Annotated in this window: 13 protein-coding genes; all 13 read right to left on the bottom strand. The window is 53.6% G+C overall.

From position 1 onward, the window contains the following. On the bottom strand, nucleotides 1-1134 hold the full coding sequence (gene csaB / locus ACTHPM_RS18190; protein ID WP_440396806.1) for a polysaccharide pyruvyl transferase CsaB: 1134 nt from the start codon (nucleotides 1132-1134) through the stop codon (nucleotides 1-3). After that, a complete protein-coding gene (locus ACTHPM_RS18185) occupies nucleotides 1110-3125 on the bottom strand; it encodes a DUF5693 family protein (protein ID WP_440396345.1) in 2016 nt (671 codons plus the stop codon). Before ACTHPM_RS18185 ends, csaB begins: the two co-directional genes overlap by 25 nt. 80 nt (nucleotides 3126-3205) lie before the next feature. Further along, complete coding sequence (locus ACTHPM_RS18180) at nucleotides 3206-4924, bottom strand: phospho-sugar mutase (RefSeq protein WP_440396346.1); 1719 nt, start codon at nucleotides 4922-4924, stop codon at nucleotides 3206-3208. Nucleotides 4925-4966: 42 nt separating this feature from the next. Next, complete coding sequence (fabZ, locus tag ACTHPM_RS18175) at nucleotides 4967-5407, bottom strand: 3-hydroxyacyl-ACP dehydratase FabZ (RefSeq protein WP_440396347.1); 441 nt, start codon at nucleotides 5405-5407, stop codon at nucleotides 4967-4969. Between the two features lie 284 nt (nucleotides 5408-5691). Then, nucleotides 5692-5976 carry a DNA-directed RNA polymerase subunit beta gene (locus tag ACTHPM_RS18170; protein WP_440396348.1) on the bottom strand — a complete coding sequence of 95 codons (285 nt, stop codon included), beginning with the start codon at nucleotides 5974-5976 and terminating at the stop codon, nucleotides 5692-5694. 13 nt (nucleotides 5977-5989) lie between these two features. Further along, nucleotides 5990-6808, bottom strand: coding sequence for a flagellar hook-basal body protein (locus ACTHPM_RS18165; protein ID WP_440396349.1), 819 nt, complete (start codon nucleotides 6806-6808; stop codon nucleotides 5990-5992). 120 nt (nucleotides 6809-6928) lie between these two features. Next, complete coding sequence (locus tag ACTHPM_RS18160) at nucleotides 6929-7810, bottom strand: flagellar hook-basal body protein (protein WP_440396350.1); 882 nt, start codon at nucleotides 7808-7810, stop codon at nucleotides 6929-6931. 114 nt (nucleotides 7811-7924) lie between these two features. After that, nucleotides 7925-8923, bottom strand: coding sequence for a rod shape-determining protein (locus ACTHPM_RS18155; RefSeq protein ID WP_440396807.1), 999 nt, complete (start codon nucleotides 8921-8923; stop codon nucleotides 7925-7927). Between the two features lie 198 nt (nucleotides 8924-9121). After that, the gene (spoIIID, locus tag ACTHPM_RS18150; RefSeq protein ID WP_036715046.1) at nucleotides 9122-9403 is read right to left on the bottom strand and encodes a sporulation transcriptional regulator SpoIIID; all 282 of its coding nucleotides are present in this window, start codon (nucleotides 9401-9403) and stop codon (nucleotides 9122-9124) included. Between the two features lie 249 nt (nucleotides 9404-9652). Continuing rightward, the gene (locus ACTHPM_RS18145) at nucleotides 9653-10402 is read right to left on the bottom strand and encodes a peptidoglycan DD-metalloendopeptidase family protein (RefSeq protein WP_440396351.1); all 750 of its coding nucleotides are present in this window, start codon (nucleotides 10400-10402) and stop codon (nucleotides 9653-9655) included. A 608-nt stretch (nucleotides 10403-11010) separates the two neighbouring features. Continuing rightward, on the bottom strand, nucleotides 11011-12441 hold the full coding sequence (spoIID, locus tag ACTHPM_RS18140) for a stage II sporulation protein D (protein ID WP_440396352.1): 1431 nt from the start codon (nucleotides 12439-12441) through the stop codon (nucleotides 11011-11013). A gap of 496 nt (nucleotides 12442-12937) precedes the next feature. After that, nucleotides 12938-14284, bottom strand: coding sequence for a UDP-N-acetylglucosamine 1-carboxyvinyltransferase (gene murA, locus ACTHPM_RS18135; protein WP_440396353.1), 1347 nt, complete (start codon nucleotides 14282-14284; stop codon nucleotides 12938-12940). Between the two features lie 481 nt (nucleotides 14285-14765). After that, the gene (locus tag ACTHPM_RS18130) at nucleotides 14766-15023 is read right to left on the bottom strand and encodes a DUF1146 family protein (RefSeq protein ID WP_440396355.1); all 258 of its coding nucleotides are present in this window, start codon (nucleotides 15021-15023) and stop codon (nucleotides 14766-14768) included. Between the last annotated feature and the right edge of the window lie 207 nt (nucleotides 15024-15230).

The raw sequence follows: 15230 nt of genomic DNA, 5'->3' as shown, positions 1-15230 counted from the left end.
TCAATCACCTGATCTCTTCAAAAAATCAATAATGTGCTGCGCAGGTGCCTGGGCTTCCTGCTTCAGCTTGTCGATGCGCGGTTTGTTGGCTTCTTTCCAGGTACTAGCACCAGCTAATAATCGGGAAATTTCCGCCTCGAGCTTGCCGGGCTCCACCGCGCTGCTCGTTCCGACCGGAGCGATGTCCAGCCGCTTCAGGAAATGATCGATCTTCGGATCATATGAAATGCCGATCAGCGGTACGACCTGGTTGGCCGCATAGATGAGGCTGTGAAGCCTCATGCCGATCACGAGATCGCAGCGTCCGACTTCTGCCAGCATCTGGCGCGGATCGACCGCCTCCCGGCAGATGGATACCTTGCTTCCCCCCGCCTCCACATCTCCCAGCTGCTCGATGATTTCCTGCGATGCCTTCTCATCGTTCGGGTAGTAGAACGGCAGAAATCTCAGATGCACCGCCTGCTTCTTGCATAGGGCCCGAAGCCCTTCTGCAATGCCCTTCAGCTCCCTGCGCTCCGCATCCCAGTACCGGACCGATATGCCGATGACCGGCAGCTTCGGCTCGGTGGAAGAAGGAACGGCTCCGGCATCTCCCGGTTCAGGGATCAATCCCATAACCGGGTCCGGCACCACCTGAATGCGGCCGCCCGGAAGTCCCATGCTCTGAAGCAGCTCAGAGGACTGCACGTCGCGCACCGAAATGAATTCGCATTTTTTAAACGTATTTTTGATCAGCGGATTAAACAGCTTCCGGTTCACCGGGCCGATGCCCTGCGAATAGATGAATACCGGCTTGTGCAGCCACTGAGCCAGCTTAATGACGCCTATATAGTAGGGAATCGTCTTCGGGCTGGTCGCATCCTGCAGCAGGCTGCCGCCGCCGCTGATGAGTCCGCTGCTGTTCTTCAAAGCTTGTCTCACTTCGCCCAGTTTCATGCGGTGAACCGCCTGCACGCCGTAAGTGGAGGAGGTCCATTCCGGATCGATGGAGAGCACGACGGGGTTCAGCTGAACCCCAGCCTGCCGCCCCTTCTCTTCCAGAGCCGTCAATATGGACTGCAGCACCGCCTCATCGCCGCTGTTCTTAAAGCCATAGTATCCCGAGATGACTATTGTTTGAGGCGAGGTGACCATTTTTTCCAACACCCTTCTAGAATTTGCCATACACCAATGGCGATCAGACCGAGGACGAAGCCGATTCCCAGACCGAGCAGGTCACGGGCTAACGAAATTTTCATCGGCGAGTGGATATGGGCGAAGGTATCCACCATGGACAGCTGGCCAATGACCGCGAAGATCATGATGAAGATCGCATTCCGGTGCCGGATGGACAAGAACATGCCGAGCAGGAAGAGCGGATGCGCGATGATCTCCTTGTTACGCGGCCGCACATGGAACGTGTTCTCCAGGAACGGACGGATGACCATCTCGATCGAGCTGACCTTGCCGCTGTTGCCCGTACGGCTCAAATAGTAGAATCCGGCTGCTGCGATGACGACAGCTGCAACAACCCATACAAGCGTGATCGGAGTTCTGAACAGCTTGCCGATTTGCTGTACGGGGCGTCCGCCGCGGTACAGCACGACGAAGACCGCGATGAGCAGGATCGGAGCGGCATGCAGCAGGCTTACGCCACGGAATTGGCTGATGACCAGGCTGTACGTAATATTGTTCAGCAGCGCAATCACGAACGGAATGGCTGCCATGGAAATAATCGATGTCTTGATGAACAGCACGATGGCATGCGCTAACCGCTTGCCAGGTGCAAGATCCGAATCCGCAGCGTTCAATGCGTTCACCTTGCGGATCGCCAGCACAACGGCGACCGTCGGTGCACTGATTGCCACTAGCAGTGCCAGCGCCTGTTCAAACAGCGTCGGCTTCAGTACATACAAGCCTGCGCTTCCGATCATGCCCAGCACGAAGGCAGGCAGCGTGAGCGCCGGCAGGAAATAAGAAATCATGAGTGAAATAAAGGCGACAGCACCCAGGACGGCAACCAGCTTAAAGTACCGCTGCGCCGAGGAGTCCGTCACATGGAACGCTTCGGCGCGGCCCATGGTGAAGCCGTTGTTTTCCATCGCTTTGATGGCTCCGCCCGGCTCATTCAGACTCTTGATGATGTTGTCGATCGAATCCGTCACCGCTGCTTTGGTCACGCTCTTGCTTGGTGCGGTGTTGATATACAGCATGCGGATATTCCGGTCTTTCGTAGCCAGGGCAAACCGGTCCGCAATCGTCTTCTCTTCCAGTGCCTGGGCATCCTTGTCACTCAAGGAATACAGACGGACGACATTATAATGGATGTCATACGACAGTTTCGCCATGCCTGCCTGCGGCTTCTTCGTGTTCTCGATCGCGGCAATGCCGATGCCATGCTGGTTCAGCAGGCTGGCAAAGCTCTGCAGGCTGTGCTTGTCCTGATTGTCGTTAAAGCCTTTGACCGAATCGCCTTCGAACAGAATACGGTTCACATCATTCGCTTCATAATACGCGAGCAGCTTCTCCATGGCATCCTGATCGTAAGGAAGGCTGTCCGACATGCGCGGAACGATATGGAAGCCCTTGCTGCGCAGGAGTTCGAATGCAATCGGGTCTGGCTGCATTGGCTTCAGTCCAGCATCCTCCGGCGAGGTTTCCACAATCAGGCCCTTCTGGTTATGAAACTCCCATGGCTTCACGTTAATGCCGAGACTTGTGAAGGTATCTTCAATGAGAGGCGATAACCGGCCCGCATTCTCTTCATTGGTAAACAGAATGTACGTGAAATTCTCATCCGTGGGAACGACGCTTTGCGTCATTTGCGCAACATCCTGGGCGTTATATACCATCAGCCGCCGGGTTTTCTTGAAATCATCCAGCGTGCTCTCAAACATCGCCATGCTGGTGATACCAGCGGCTTTCAGCTTGTCGAGCTGCTCCGAGATGAACTGCTCGGGATGTGCCTGGTAGGAAGCTACCTCGGCCAGCCCTCGGTAATTGAATACCAGCTCCACCTTGTTCGATGATGATTCTGTCTGATACCGGTCATACGCGACCGGCAGAGCGGCAAGTATGCCCAGAACGACCAGGATCCACAGCCATTTGCGCGATGCCGTGTTCCAATGCTGCCATTTTTGATGCACCAAAAGTACCTCCTCGTTATAACTCCGCAAAGCCGCGGCCATAGGCAGCGGCCCTCACGGACTATCCATATCTTGATTGGTTAGGCGTCTACCCGCGCCATGACTTCATCCGCCAGCTTCTGGATCCGCTCTTCCGCATCCTTCAGCGAAGACCCGCGCACAGCGAAGTAGACTTTGATCTTCGGTTCCGTACCGGACGGGCGCAGGCAGAACCAGGAACCGTCGTCCAGCATATATTTCAGCACGTTTTCTTTCGGCAGGCCGTTCAGGCCTTTGGAGTAATCCAGAACCTCCGTTACGGATGCTCCGGCAACCGTCTTCGGCGCATGCTCGCGCCAGTCGGCCATTTTCGCCTGGATTTGGGCCAGGCCGTCTTTGCCCTTCAGCGTGCGGGATTCCAATTTCTCGCGGAAAAATCCGAACTGCTCGTACAGTTCCTGCAGCACGTCGTAAAGCGTCTTGCCTTGTGCTTTATAGTAAGCACCCGCTTCACAGATGAGCAGCGATGCGAGGACGGCATCCTTATCCCGGGCATAGGTGCCTGCGAGATATCCATAGCTCTCTTCGTATCCGAACAGATACGTATGGCTGCCGGTTTGTTCGAACTCGGTCATTTTCTCGCCGATATACTTGAAGCCGGTCAGCGTGTTGAAGACCTCCGCTCCGTAATGGCTGGCGATGGCTGCGCCCATTTCGCTCGTCACGATCGTCTTGATGACCGCTCCGTTTGACGGGAGCTTGCCCTGCTCCTTCAGCTGGCTCAGCAAATAATGAATCATGATGGCGCCGGACTGGTTGCCGGAAAGGACTTCATACTCGCCTGCATCATTCAGCACGACCGCGCCCATACGGTCGCAGTCCGGATCGGTACCGACCAGAATGTCCGCCCCCACCTCTTTGCCCAGCTTCATGGCCAGCGTGAACGCTTCGCGTTCTTCGGGATTCGGGGATTTCACGGTGGAGAATTCAGCATCCGGCTGCTCCTGCTCGGCGACCACGTGAACATTCGTGAAGCCGACCTTCTCAAGCGCGCGGCGGACTGGAACGTTGCCTGTGCCGTGCAGCGGCGTATACACGATGTTGAAGTCCTTGCCAAGCTTCTCGGCGATCAGCTTCCGATTGACGCTGAGTCCGGCAACCGTATCTACAAAAGCCTCGTCATCCGCCTCTCCGAGCCATACCAGAAGTCCCTGTTCTTCCGCTTCAGCCTGTTCAAGACGCTTCACCGACGCAAAAGAATCAATCTCCTGGATATAGCTGATGACCTTCTCCGCCTGATCCGGCACGAGCTGGCCGCCTTCGGCGTTGTAAACCTTATATCCGTTGTATTCCGGCGGGTTATGGCTGGCCGTAACCACGATGCCTCCCGTCGCGCCGAGATGGCGTACGCTGAACGAAAGCTGCGGCGTGGAGCGAAGGGATGGAAAAAGCTTGGCTGTAATGCCGTTGCCTGCAAGCACCAGCGCAGCCTCAAGCGCAAATTCCGGGGAATAATGGCGGGAATCATGAGCAATCACCACCGAAGGCTTGCCTTCCGCCTGGCCGTGCTGCTCCAATATGTAGCGTGCAAAGCCCTGCGTCGCTTTACCGACGGTATAACGGTTCATCCGGTTGCTTCCGGCGCCGATGACGCCGCGCAGACCGCCTGTTCCGAATTCCAGATCTTTATAGAAACGGTCCTCCAGCTCCTGCGTTTGTGCCTGCAGTCCCTGAAGCTCCTGTTTGGTCTCTTCGTCGATCGAAGGATCCGACAGCCACCGCTGTACATTCTCTTCTGCCAATTTGCTTAACTGAGTCATTCCTAGCTTCCCCTTTCACCGCTTACGGTTAGGTATTCGTATTTAGGCTTTGGTCGGATCGGACAGGGCGAACATAATCTCGCCTTCAGCGACGATCTTATCCTCGACCTTGGCAATCGCATGTCCCTTGCCTATACTACCTTTTAACCGAGTTATCTCCACTTCCAAACGAAGCGTGTCGCCCGGCACCACCTGTCCTCTGAACCGGAAGCCGTCAAGCCCTGCCAGGAAGCCGATTTTGCCCTTGTTGCTCTCTTCCTGTAAAATTGCGGCAGCTCCCACTTGAGCCAGAGCTTCAGTGATTAACACCCCCGGCATCACCGGATATTCGGGAAAATGGCCGATGAAAAACGGCTCGTTGATCGTCACGTTCTTAATGCCGACCGCACGCTTGCCTACCTCCATCTCCAAGATCCGGTCCACCAGCAAGAACGGGGGACGATGCGGGATGATTTCCTGAATTTCTTTGACATTTAGCACCATCTTCAAATCTCCTTCCGACATTCGCATTATGATCCTTATTTTACTGCTATTTTGCATAAAAACTCGTATTTACGGAAAAACTATAGTTATCCTTCACCGACTGCAGACGTGAAGGTTCAGATAAGGGGCTCTGCCGGCCAGCCGCGGTCTTCAGTGATAGCGGCACCGACAGGGTCCTTTTGTTGTCCCTTAAGTCCCCCATCATTATACATTTTCCGAGCAAAAAAAGAAAACTCCGCCGGGAAGCGGAGGAGTTTGTGTCAATCTAAGATGGGCGCATCCCATCATGGGGCAAAGACCAGGTCAATGACATGCTGCCATGTCTTCCACTCAAACACGTCCGACAGGCTTTGCTTGCCAAATACGACATATCCGACGGTCATGCCTCCGATCAAAGCGAGCACCAGAAACAGCGGAATCATCCAGCGGATGACGATTCTCCAGCGCGCCGTCTTTCTTCTGGCCGGCTGCCCGTTCTCCGGATCTGACCCCGGCTTATCCGGCGATGCTTGGCGGTTCTGGTTCTGGACTCTCGTCAGCTTATCGGCAGGCTTATTAGGTTCACTCATCGCTGCAATCACCTTAACCCCGCATATTGTTGGCCAGGTTCATCAAGGTGTCGCTGGAGGCGATCGCTCTCGCAGCCAGCTGGTAGGCACGCTGCATTTGCATCATTTCCGTAATTTGGCCCATGTAATCCACGTTGGATTTCTCGAGATAACCGGAGCGGATCGAGGTATCTTCTGGAAGTCCACCATTCGCCGGCACTTCAAACACCTGCGCTTCGGTCATGCTGCCCGGCACGACGAACAGGTTGCCGTCCATCTGCTGGAGCGCATCCTCGCGGAGCGGCTTCAGCACTTTCAGCTTGCCTGCTTCGGTAATGACACCTGCCTGATCCACCAGCACCTTGCCATGAGGATCAATCGCAACCTTGGCATCATCCGGGGCTTTGATATGCTGATTCTTCTCATTTAATACGTAATACCCCTGGTTGTTCAGCAGGACCATCGAGTCCGGATCACTCGGGTCCGGTGCAAAATGAAAGCCCCCTTCACGGGTATAGGCGCGCTTGCCCCCGACCTCGACGGCGAACATCCCGCTGCCTTCAATGGCGAGATCGAGCGGATTATTCGTCTGTTCGAGCGGCCCCCCTGTCATATCGCGGGTCACGTCGCCCGTCCGGACGCCATAGCCGGTCGTATAACCGAGCGGGGAGAATCGTCCCTGCTGCCGGAAATCCTTCGGCTGCTGCATCACGGACGTCAGCGTATCCTCAAAGGAGAGATCCTTCTGCTTGTATCCCACGGTATCCAGGTTCGCGATGTTGTCGGCGATGGTATCCAGCTTGCGCTGAATGCCGTTCATCGACACAAGCGCGGTGATCATGGAGTTATTCATCATAAACCTCCCTTAAATAGCCCCACATCGTGGGGCTTTGCTCCGGGGTCAGTTCAGGAGCTTGGCAGAACCCCGGCATGTATACGTATAAATACTATTGTTATGAAAAGTCCGGCCGGCCTATACTCTTCCTACTTCGTTCACGGCCTTATCCAAGCTTTTATCGTAAATTTGAATGACCTTCTGATTGGCTTCATAAGCGCGGAGCGCCGTATTCATGTCCACCACGACTTCGGACGCGTTCACGTTCGATGCCTCAATGTAGTTCTGACGCACTTCTACGCGATCATTTGGACCAAGGGCCCGAACTTCAGCACCCTGCGGGTCATCGAGGCGGTACACGCCCTCGCCTTCACGGACCATCTGATAAGGCTGCCCAACCACGGACACGCCGATTCGTTGTCCGCGCGCACCGGTAGCGGGATCGAGTACATACCCCTGCTCGTCCACTTTAAAGCTGTCCACCGGGCCTGTCAATACGATCGGTTGATTATTGGCATCCAATACCTGGTAACCGGCCGAAGTCAGCAATCTGCCGTCGTTTCCGACCTTGAAATTGCCGTCTTTGGTATACCGGGGATCTCCGTTCTGATCCGCTACCGTAAAGAAGGCCTCCGGCTTATAAATGACATCGCCGTTATCGCTGATGAATTTGCCCGATCCGTCAAAGGCAATATTCTGATTGGTTGCCGGATCCGTCACTTCCATATCGGACACAAGCGCAAAATCTGTCGGCTTGCTGCTCGCTTTGATCAGGCCCTGCTGGTACATGGACAAGGCTTCCTCGGCAAACACGCCCGTGTTCAGCTTGCCGATGGTCGACACCGGAGCATCGCTTGTCCCGCCCATCATCGTAATGAGCATTTCCGGAAAGGAGCGGGCTACGCTGTTCACCTGCTTATATCCGGGCGTATTGATATTGGCTAAATTCTGTACCGCCGTATCGTGGCGGTTCTCCTGTGTCAGCATGCCGGCAGCTGCCGTATAAAATCCTCTGATCATGTGAGTGGGGGCACCCCTTTCATGGTCCTGCAATCTATTTCAATATAAATTCGTACTCCAATGCTATGATGAATGGGCCGTCAGCCCGTCATTGATATTTAATATATCGGCGGTTCAGAACGATTTCTTAACCACTTTATCCAAATTATCCAGCATAATGCCCGTGCCCTTCACGACGCAGTGCATCGGATCCTCGGCGATCAGCACCGGTACGCGCAGCTCCTCGGCGAGGAGCTCGTCCAGTCCGTTCAGCATCGCCCCTCCGCCCGTCAGAATCACACCGCGGTCGATAATATCCGCCGACAGCTCCGGCGGCGTCCGCTCCAGCACCGACTTGGCAGCTGTTACGATAGAGTAGACAGGTTCCCACAATGCTTCCTGAATCTCGCTCGAAGAAATGGTGACCGTAAGCGGAAGTCCGGACACCATGTCGCGTCCGCGGATATCCATCTCATCCTGGCGTCCTCCAGGACGTACCGTTCCGATTTTGATCTTGATATCCTCGGAGGTACGCTCGCCGATCAGCAGTTTATATTTGTTCTTGATATATTTGACGATGGACTCGTCGAACTTGTCCCCCGCCATTTTAATAGAAGAGGCGGTCACGATGTCGCCCATGGAAAGCACTGCTACATCCGTGGTTCCGCCGCCGATATCGACGACCATGTTGCCGCTCGGCTGGAAAATGTCCATGCCCGCGCCAATGGCCGCCGCCTTCGGTTCCTCTTCCAAAAATACGTCTTTGGCCCCACTGCGCTCGGCCGCTTCGCGAATGGCCTTCTGCTCGACCGACGTGATGTTGGTCGGCGCGCAAATGAGAATGCGCGGACGGCTGCTCCAGCTCCGGCCTCCCACGCGGTCAATAAAATATTTAAGCATCGCTTCCGTAATGGCAAAATCGGCAATGACGCCATCCCGCAGCGGACGAATAGCCACGATATTTCCCGGCGTACGCCCGACCATGCGGCGGGCATCTTCCCCGACGGCAAGGACTCTCTTGGTGTCGCTTTCGATCGTCACGACAGAAGGTTCGTCAAGAACAACCCCCTTCCCTTTGACATGTATGAGCACGTTTGCCGTGCCCAGATCAATCCCAATATCCTTGCTAAACATCATGAAAAGAGCCCCCAAAGTCATATTTTATGGTAAAAGAGTCCCTGAGCCTTTTGAAAGTCCCTTTTCGACAAGATGCGGCAAGATGTATGTACATAGGGAAGCCGGGATCACAATTTTCGACCTTATACCATCTTTTAACATATCATACTTCAGGGGACGGATTCAATGTTTAAAGCGGCTTGCCATGCGCAAAAATTATGATTTGGCGGAGGCCACGGCTTCGCGTTTTTTCGTCTTTTTGTACTTGATTTTGGTGGCTTCCCCTCCGCGGAGATGACGGATCGATTTGTGATATTCGAGAATGTGCTTAACCTGGTCTGCCAAATCAGGATTGATCTCCGGCAAACGTTCGGTCAAGTCCTTATGCACTGTGCTTTTTGATACGCCAAATTCTTTGGCTATTGTCCGGACCGTGTGCTTCGTCTCCACGATACAACGTCCAATTTTAATCGTCCGTTCCTTGATGTAATCGTGCACGCTCCCGCCTCCCTACTGTGGATAGTTTGGTACATTATATGAGGGGCGTGCCTATATATTCGCGCTTTCAGGACCTGACAAGCTACGCAAGGCCCATTTATTTTCAAAACGCGCAAAATAACCCTGCCAAGCAGGGCCTGTTTTTTGCGGCTTATCCAAGCGCGCTCTATGCTTAGAGGGATTTCTTGCCAAGCAACCAAAAAGAGAAAAGACAGGGGAGCTCTCCCCTGCCTTTTGCCTGCTGCTTGATTATTGTTTTGGAAGCAGATCTTCCGGATTCACCGGCGTGCCTTTTTCATGCACTTCGAAATGCACGTGGTTTCCGAGATCCTTTTCGATTTCGCTGCGGCCAGCCGTACCGATCTTATCGCCCTGCTTCACGGTATCGCCCACTTTAACTTTGGCGTCGGAAAGGGCTTGGTATACCGTCTTCACGTCATTCTCATGCATAATCTCGATTACCGTACCGGTCAGCGGCGGATTCACTTCAACGCGGGTTACTTTGCCGTCCAGGGCTGCAGTAACTTCAAACGTCTTGTCATCTTCGCGTCCCAGGTCGATGCCGACATTCGGGCTGAACGTATCGTTGTACTGCACCATGGCCGCCTGGTTATTCTCGGCGGTTCCATCTTTTTCAAAGAAAGGCTTCACGACTTTGACTTCCTTGGCATCGGCTACAGGCCATGCCATGTCTACGACAGCAGCAGTGACTTCAACGGCTTTTTCGTCCTTACCGGCTTCCTTGCCGGCTTCTTTCGTGTTCGATGTAGCAGCAGTCTCTGAAACTTTAGCAGGGTCTTGTGCGAGTTTGTTCTGGCTGGCATCCTGGTAGACCCAAACTAAGGTTAGTATAATTGCTGCTGCGGCCACGTAAGCTGCCGGGTATACCCACCGTTTGGACAACAGCTTTTTCCATGCAGACGGCTGGCTTACCAGCTCTCCCTGTGCTTTTTTAGGAGTTTCTCCATGGTTTTGGTTACTTTTGTTTTGTTCATTCATATGGTTATCACCTCAGTAATCATTGTTACCGGGGCCAAACCTTTTATACGTATCTCTTATATTATTTTTTTAAAAAAGGATAGAGGCCTTATCCAAGCTATACAAGCTCCATAAGCTCTAGAAGCTCTAAAAGCTCTAAAAGCTCAGAAGCTCGTAAAGGTGTATAAGATGAGCGGGGCATCGAGCCTATCATCTATTTCGAATCCGGATGATGCTTACGATCTCAGCTGTGCCGGATCTCTTATCCTTGTATGAACCAACTATGAATCAAAATAGAGTCTGACCCTTCGTTTCCTTGATTTCATCTTATACACAGGCGAGGTGCCTTTACCTTCTCTTCATTCAACTTATATACCGCATCATCCTGTTTTCTCCTTCATTCCACTCGAGTGCAGGAGATGTGCTGTTCCTCTTACTCCATTATATAGAAGATAGACATCGTTGAAATCCAAGGACCGCGTATGCCTTCGATGCAAGCTCCCCCCGGAGAAGCCTTGGGGTGAAGCTTCGTTTATCCGCCTCCCTTCTTCTCTATAAGTACATTCTCCGGCGGGGAATTCTGTTATTCTCCTCACTTTATAGCATCCCTGTAAAATCAGCCGTCTCTCTTAATCCTTCTTGTCGCTTACCTTTATATAATCCGACGCTTTCGCGAACTGTACGCCGGTATAGTAGTGTTTCAGAATATCGGTCGCGGAATAGCCCTCCTTGGCCATTCCTTCCGCTCCCCATTGGCTCATGCCGACACCGTGCCCGTACCCGTACGTCGTGATCAGCACGTCGCTTCCGGAGGTCTTCCAGCTGAACTGGCTGGAGCGCAGCCCCAGCTTCTCGCGGACTTCACGGCCGGTGAACGTGACGCCTCCAATGGATATTTCCTTGATCCGGTGCCCGGTGGTCGATGAGAGAATGTGAATAAAAGGCTGCCCCTCCTCCATGGCTAAGGCCGGAACGGTCTTGCCTGTAAGACCGAGCTTCGTCAGAAAATCCTCCCGGCTCATCTTCACCGTCTCCTCGTACCCCGGAGCCTGCTTGTCCCAGGGACTGGCGACGCTGCGCAAATAAGGGATACTCTGGCTCCAATACTCTTCCGAATTCTCCGTATAGCCGTTGCCGCTGGAGAAGAAAGAGGCCGTGATCGGTTTGCCGTTAAAAGTCATGATCGTATTCCTGGATTCTTCCACCGCCCGCTTCAGCTTGGCCAGCTGCTCCGGCTTACCATTCCACTGTGTCTCCAGCTGTTCCTTCGATATATACGCCTGGTGCAGGACCGTATCGGTCACTTGGGCCTTGCCCCCCGGCACGCCGCTCTTATCGCCGTCTGCCAGCCTGCGCGTGATAAAGGTGCGCGCCGCGACAGCCTGTGCCTTCAGCGCATCGAGATCGAACTCGGCGGGCATCTCGGCGGCGATCACGCCTACGACGTAATCCTCGAGCGGCAGCGTCTCGACCTTGTCCGTCTTCGTCAGATAGACGGACACCTGCGGCTGTGGCGCTTGCGCCTGCGGAGCAGCCGCAGGTGCCACCGGCGCGGGCATGGGCGCCGGTGCAGGATCCGGCTTGTGGTGCGTCGCCACCACAAGCGCCGGGATCAGCAGCGCCAGCGCGAGCAGCCCTCCCGCCGCCCACAGTGCGGGAGGCAGCCTGCGGGCGCTGCCCGGGCGGTGCGGCCGCCAGGCTGGGCCGCGGCCGCGCGCGGCAGGCGGCGTGGCCCATGGCCGCCGCCCAGGGTCCTGCCGGGCGCCTGCGGGCGCGCCCGGCTCCCCCGGCCGGAGCGCTTCGCGCGGCTCCGGCAGCTCTGGCGCAGCGGCCTGCGGCGGCTGCGCGAGGGCGTCAGGCAGCACCCGCAGGTGCTGCCTGGGCCTGCCTGCGCCGGGCTGGTGCCCCGTGCCCGGCGCTGCCTCTCCGGCGGCCGGGCGTGGCTCCCGGCCGCTCCCGGATCCAGCCTGCGCGCGCGGCTGATCTATAAGCATGTCCGGCCCGGAAGCTTCGCCTCGCCCTCCAACCGCTACCTTGATTTGTGTCCGTGGGTCCTTCATAGGTTCCTACCTCCATTTTGTCGATAATGGTCTGCTGATCTCTCCCATGAAGCAGCGATATGAGACAAAGGTTTGTCCTGTCATTATCTCAATCTTTCGCGCCTCTCTTAATCCCGATATGTATAGTTATGAACTGCGCAGGACTGATAGAACCCTTTTTAAGAGAATCGAAAGATTCATATGATCACAACCCAGCAAAGTGAGGCTTTGCTCCGAAGTCCAGTCAGGTACATTGCGAGGACCCCCGGTATATAAGTTCTATAAAAGAAAAAACGTCCATCGACGTATTTTCAGTTATTACAGCCCGTATTTAGATGTGTTCTTGCAATTCAGACTGGCCCGGCTGCGAATATTCTGCTTTCCGACATCAACAAAAAGGACCGCATCCCACCAGGGATACGGTCCTTATCAATTCACATTTTCATTTACAGTCCAGGTTCTTGCCTATTTCCAGTACAATGTTATTCGCGTTCTTTTACATGAGAAACAGAATCGCTTATACCCAAGTTGGCTGGACATTGAACAAAGGAACCTCTTCTTCCAGCTCCACCTTTTTCTTCGCCGGAGCCGGCTGATCCAGCACAGGCTCTTCCAAGCGCCAAATGTTGGCGCCAAGACCTGTCAACTTCTCGGCCAAGTTCACATAACCGCGGTCAATGTGATGTGTTCCGCTTACTTCCGTCGTTCCTTCGGAAATCAGTCCCGCCAGAATCAGCGCCGCACCTGCACGCAAATCAGTTGCGCACACCTTCGCGCCTTTCAGGTTGGCTCCGCCCGTCACGATGGCTGTACGCCCTTCCACTTTGATCTCCGCATTCATGAGCTGGAATTCATCCACATGCATAAAGCGGTTTTCAAATACAGTCTCGGTAACCACGCTCGTACCTTCGGATTTGAGAAGCAGCGCCATCATTTGCGACTGCATATCCGTCGGGAAGCCCGGGTAAGGAAGTGTCTTGATGTCCACAGCCTTCAGGGGATGATTTGCCGTAACGCGCACGCCGTTCTCATCCGGTTTGATGGTAACGCCCATCTCTTCCAGCTTGGAAATGACCGGACCCAAATGATCGACAATCGCGCCTTCGACATACACATCGCCGCCCGTAATCGCTGCAGCCACCATGTAAGTACCTGCTTCAATCCGGTCAGGAATGACCGTATGTTCTGTGCCGTGCATTTTCTCCACGCCCTCGATCCGGATCACGCCTGTGCCCGCACCGCGAACTTTTGCGCCCATTCCGTTCAGGTAGTTGGCCAAATCGACAATTTCCGGCTCTTTCGCCGCATTTTCGATTACGGTCACGCCTTCTGCAAGAGTGGCAGCCATCATAATATTTTCAGTAGCACCTACGCTGGCCACATCCAGATAGATTTTAGCCCCGCGCAATCTGCCATTCATTTTCGCCTCAATATAACCTTGTCCAAGACTGATCTCGGCACCCAAAGCCTCAAAGCCTTTCAAGTGCTGATCAATCGGCCTTGTTCCAATGGCGCAACCTCCAGGCAGTGAAATCCGTGTATGCCCCATTCTTGCGAGCAGCGGACCCATTACCAAAAAAGACGCACGCATTTTACGCACCCATTCGTAAGGCGCTTCGCAAGAGGAAATAGCTTGGGCATCAACCCTCATTACATCATTTTCATATGTAATGCCTGCACCTATCGATTCCAATACTTTGCTGATTGTAATTACATCGTCAAGAGGAGGTGCGTCGTAAATGACACTTACTCCTTCTTCCCCAAGAAGAGAGGCAGCGATGATCGGAAGAACTGAATTTTTTGCTCCGCTGACTTTCACGCTTCCGGTCAGTTTATTGCCACCGCGGACGATAAATTTGCTCATCATGATTCCCTCCGCGTCCATTTTTTTCCACAAATATCTGTAGTCATAAGAAATTACATAGCTAATTCCCTAACTTCCATCATAACACCGATCTTTTCATGGATACAAGCGTTTTTTGGCGAATGAGCCCAAAACACGGCTGATCCTGGGGCTTATGGCCTATGCACAAGCAAAACCGGATCCATAAATGAAAACAGAGGGATTTTTGCACACACCGAATCTGCCTTGCAAGCCCCGCAGCAGCCGTGTCGCGCCTAGAGGTTTACCAGGCATCCATGCATAAAATAGAACCAAAGATAGATGAAAGCCGTTTCTCCTGCGTAACAACCAGGAGCTCAGAAGTAACATAAGAGCTTTAGTCTATTTTATACCGTTGTATTCATTGTTGACATAAAAAAATGTTATTATTCGACACATTCGTTGTCCGTCCGACATTCGGCATGACAACAGCCTAACAGAGATATAACCAAAGACCGCTTCCTTAAAACATGTACTTAATCATTTGGCTCCAACTCAAATAATCGAGAAGGAATTTAGCAACGAAATGTCCCAAAATGATGGACAGCAGCAGATGCAGAAGCTTGCCCTGCGCGCTCTTGGGAAAGCGGATGAACAGATCCAGCTTCAGGTTCTGCAAAGCCCACCAAGACAGACCAATACAGATCAGAGAGATGACAATCGAGATCAGCCCGCTGACCCCCATACTGCCCACCAGGTCGTTCGTGATGTTTGAATCCATTATGACACCCCCATCCATTCAGGTTAATCCATCCAAACGAATCAAACGCCGCTTGCTCTGTCATCCTAGCGAGGAGACCTCTCTAAGAAAACACAGTATGCATTTCTTCCATTCGTTTGTAGCTTTATAAATTGAACAAAAGAAGACTTCAGCTTTCGTTCATTTTATAACAGCAATCAAAGGGACTATTATATAATACTGGGCACA

Origin of the sequence: Paenibacillus sp. SAFN-054 (genome assembly GCF_051966755.1) — a bacterium.
GTDB lineage: Bacteria > Bacillota > Bacilli > Paenibacillales > Paenibacillaceae > Paenibacillus_AQ.
The sequence above is the reverse complement of the archived record's forward strand: the minus strand, read 5'-3'. Positions and strand labels throughout refer to the sequence as shown.

Bases quoted from the DNA above. Each gene is read 5' to 3' on its own strand.
- ACTHPM_RS18130 (WP_440396355.1), bottom strand. From the start codon at position 15,023: ATGGATTCAAACATCACGAACGACCTGGTGGGCAGTATGGGGGTCAGC.
- ACTHPM_RS18145 (WP_440396351.1), bottom strand. From the start codon at position 10,402: ATGAATGAACAAAACAAAAGTAACCAAAACCATGGAGAAACTCCTAAA.
- ACTHPM_RS18180 (WP_440396346.1), bottom strand. From the start codon at position 4,924: ATGACTCAGTTAAGCAAATTGGCAGAAGAGAATGTACAGCGGTGGCTG.
- csaB (WP_440396806.1), bottom strand. From the start codon at position 1,134: ATGGTCACCTCGCCTCAAACAATAGTCATCTCGGGATACTATGGCTTT.
- murA (WP_440396353.1), bottom strand. From the start codon at position 14,284: ATGAGCAAATTTATCGTCCGCGGTGGCAATAAACTGACCGGAAGCGTG.
- fabZ (WP_440396347.1), bottom strand. From the start codon at position 5,407: ATGGTGCTAAATGTCAAAGAAATTCAGGAAATCATCCCGCATCGTCCC.
- ACTHPM_RS18155 (WP_440396807.1), bottom strand. From the start codon at position 8,923: ATGTTTAGCAAGGATATTGGGATTGATCTGGGCACGGCAAACGTGCTC.
- ACTHPM_RS18165 (WP_440396349.1), bottom strand. From the start codon at position 6,808: ATGAATAACTCCATGATCACCGCGCTTGTGTCGATGAACGGCATTCAG.
- ACTHPM_RS18170 (WP_440396348.1), bottom strand. From the start codon at position 5,976: ATGAGTGAACCTAATAAGCCTGCCGATAAGCTGACGAGAGTCCAGAAC.
- ACTHPM_RS18160 (WP_440396350.1), bottom strand. From the start codon at position 7,810: ATGATCAGAGGATTTTATACGGCAGCTGCCGGCATGCTGACACAGGAG.
- spoIID (WP_440396352.1), bottom strand. From the start codon at position 12,441: ATGAAGGACCCACGGACACAAATCAAGGTAGCGGTTGGAGGGCGAGGC.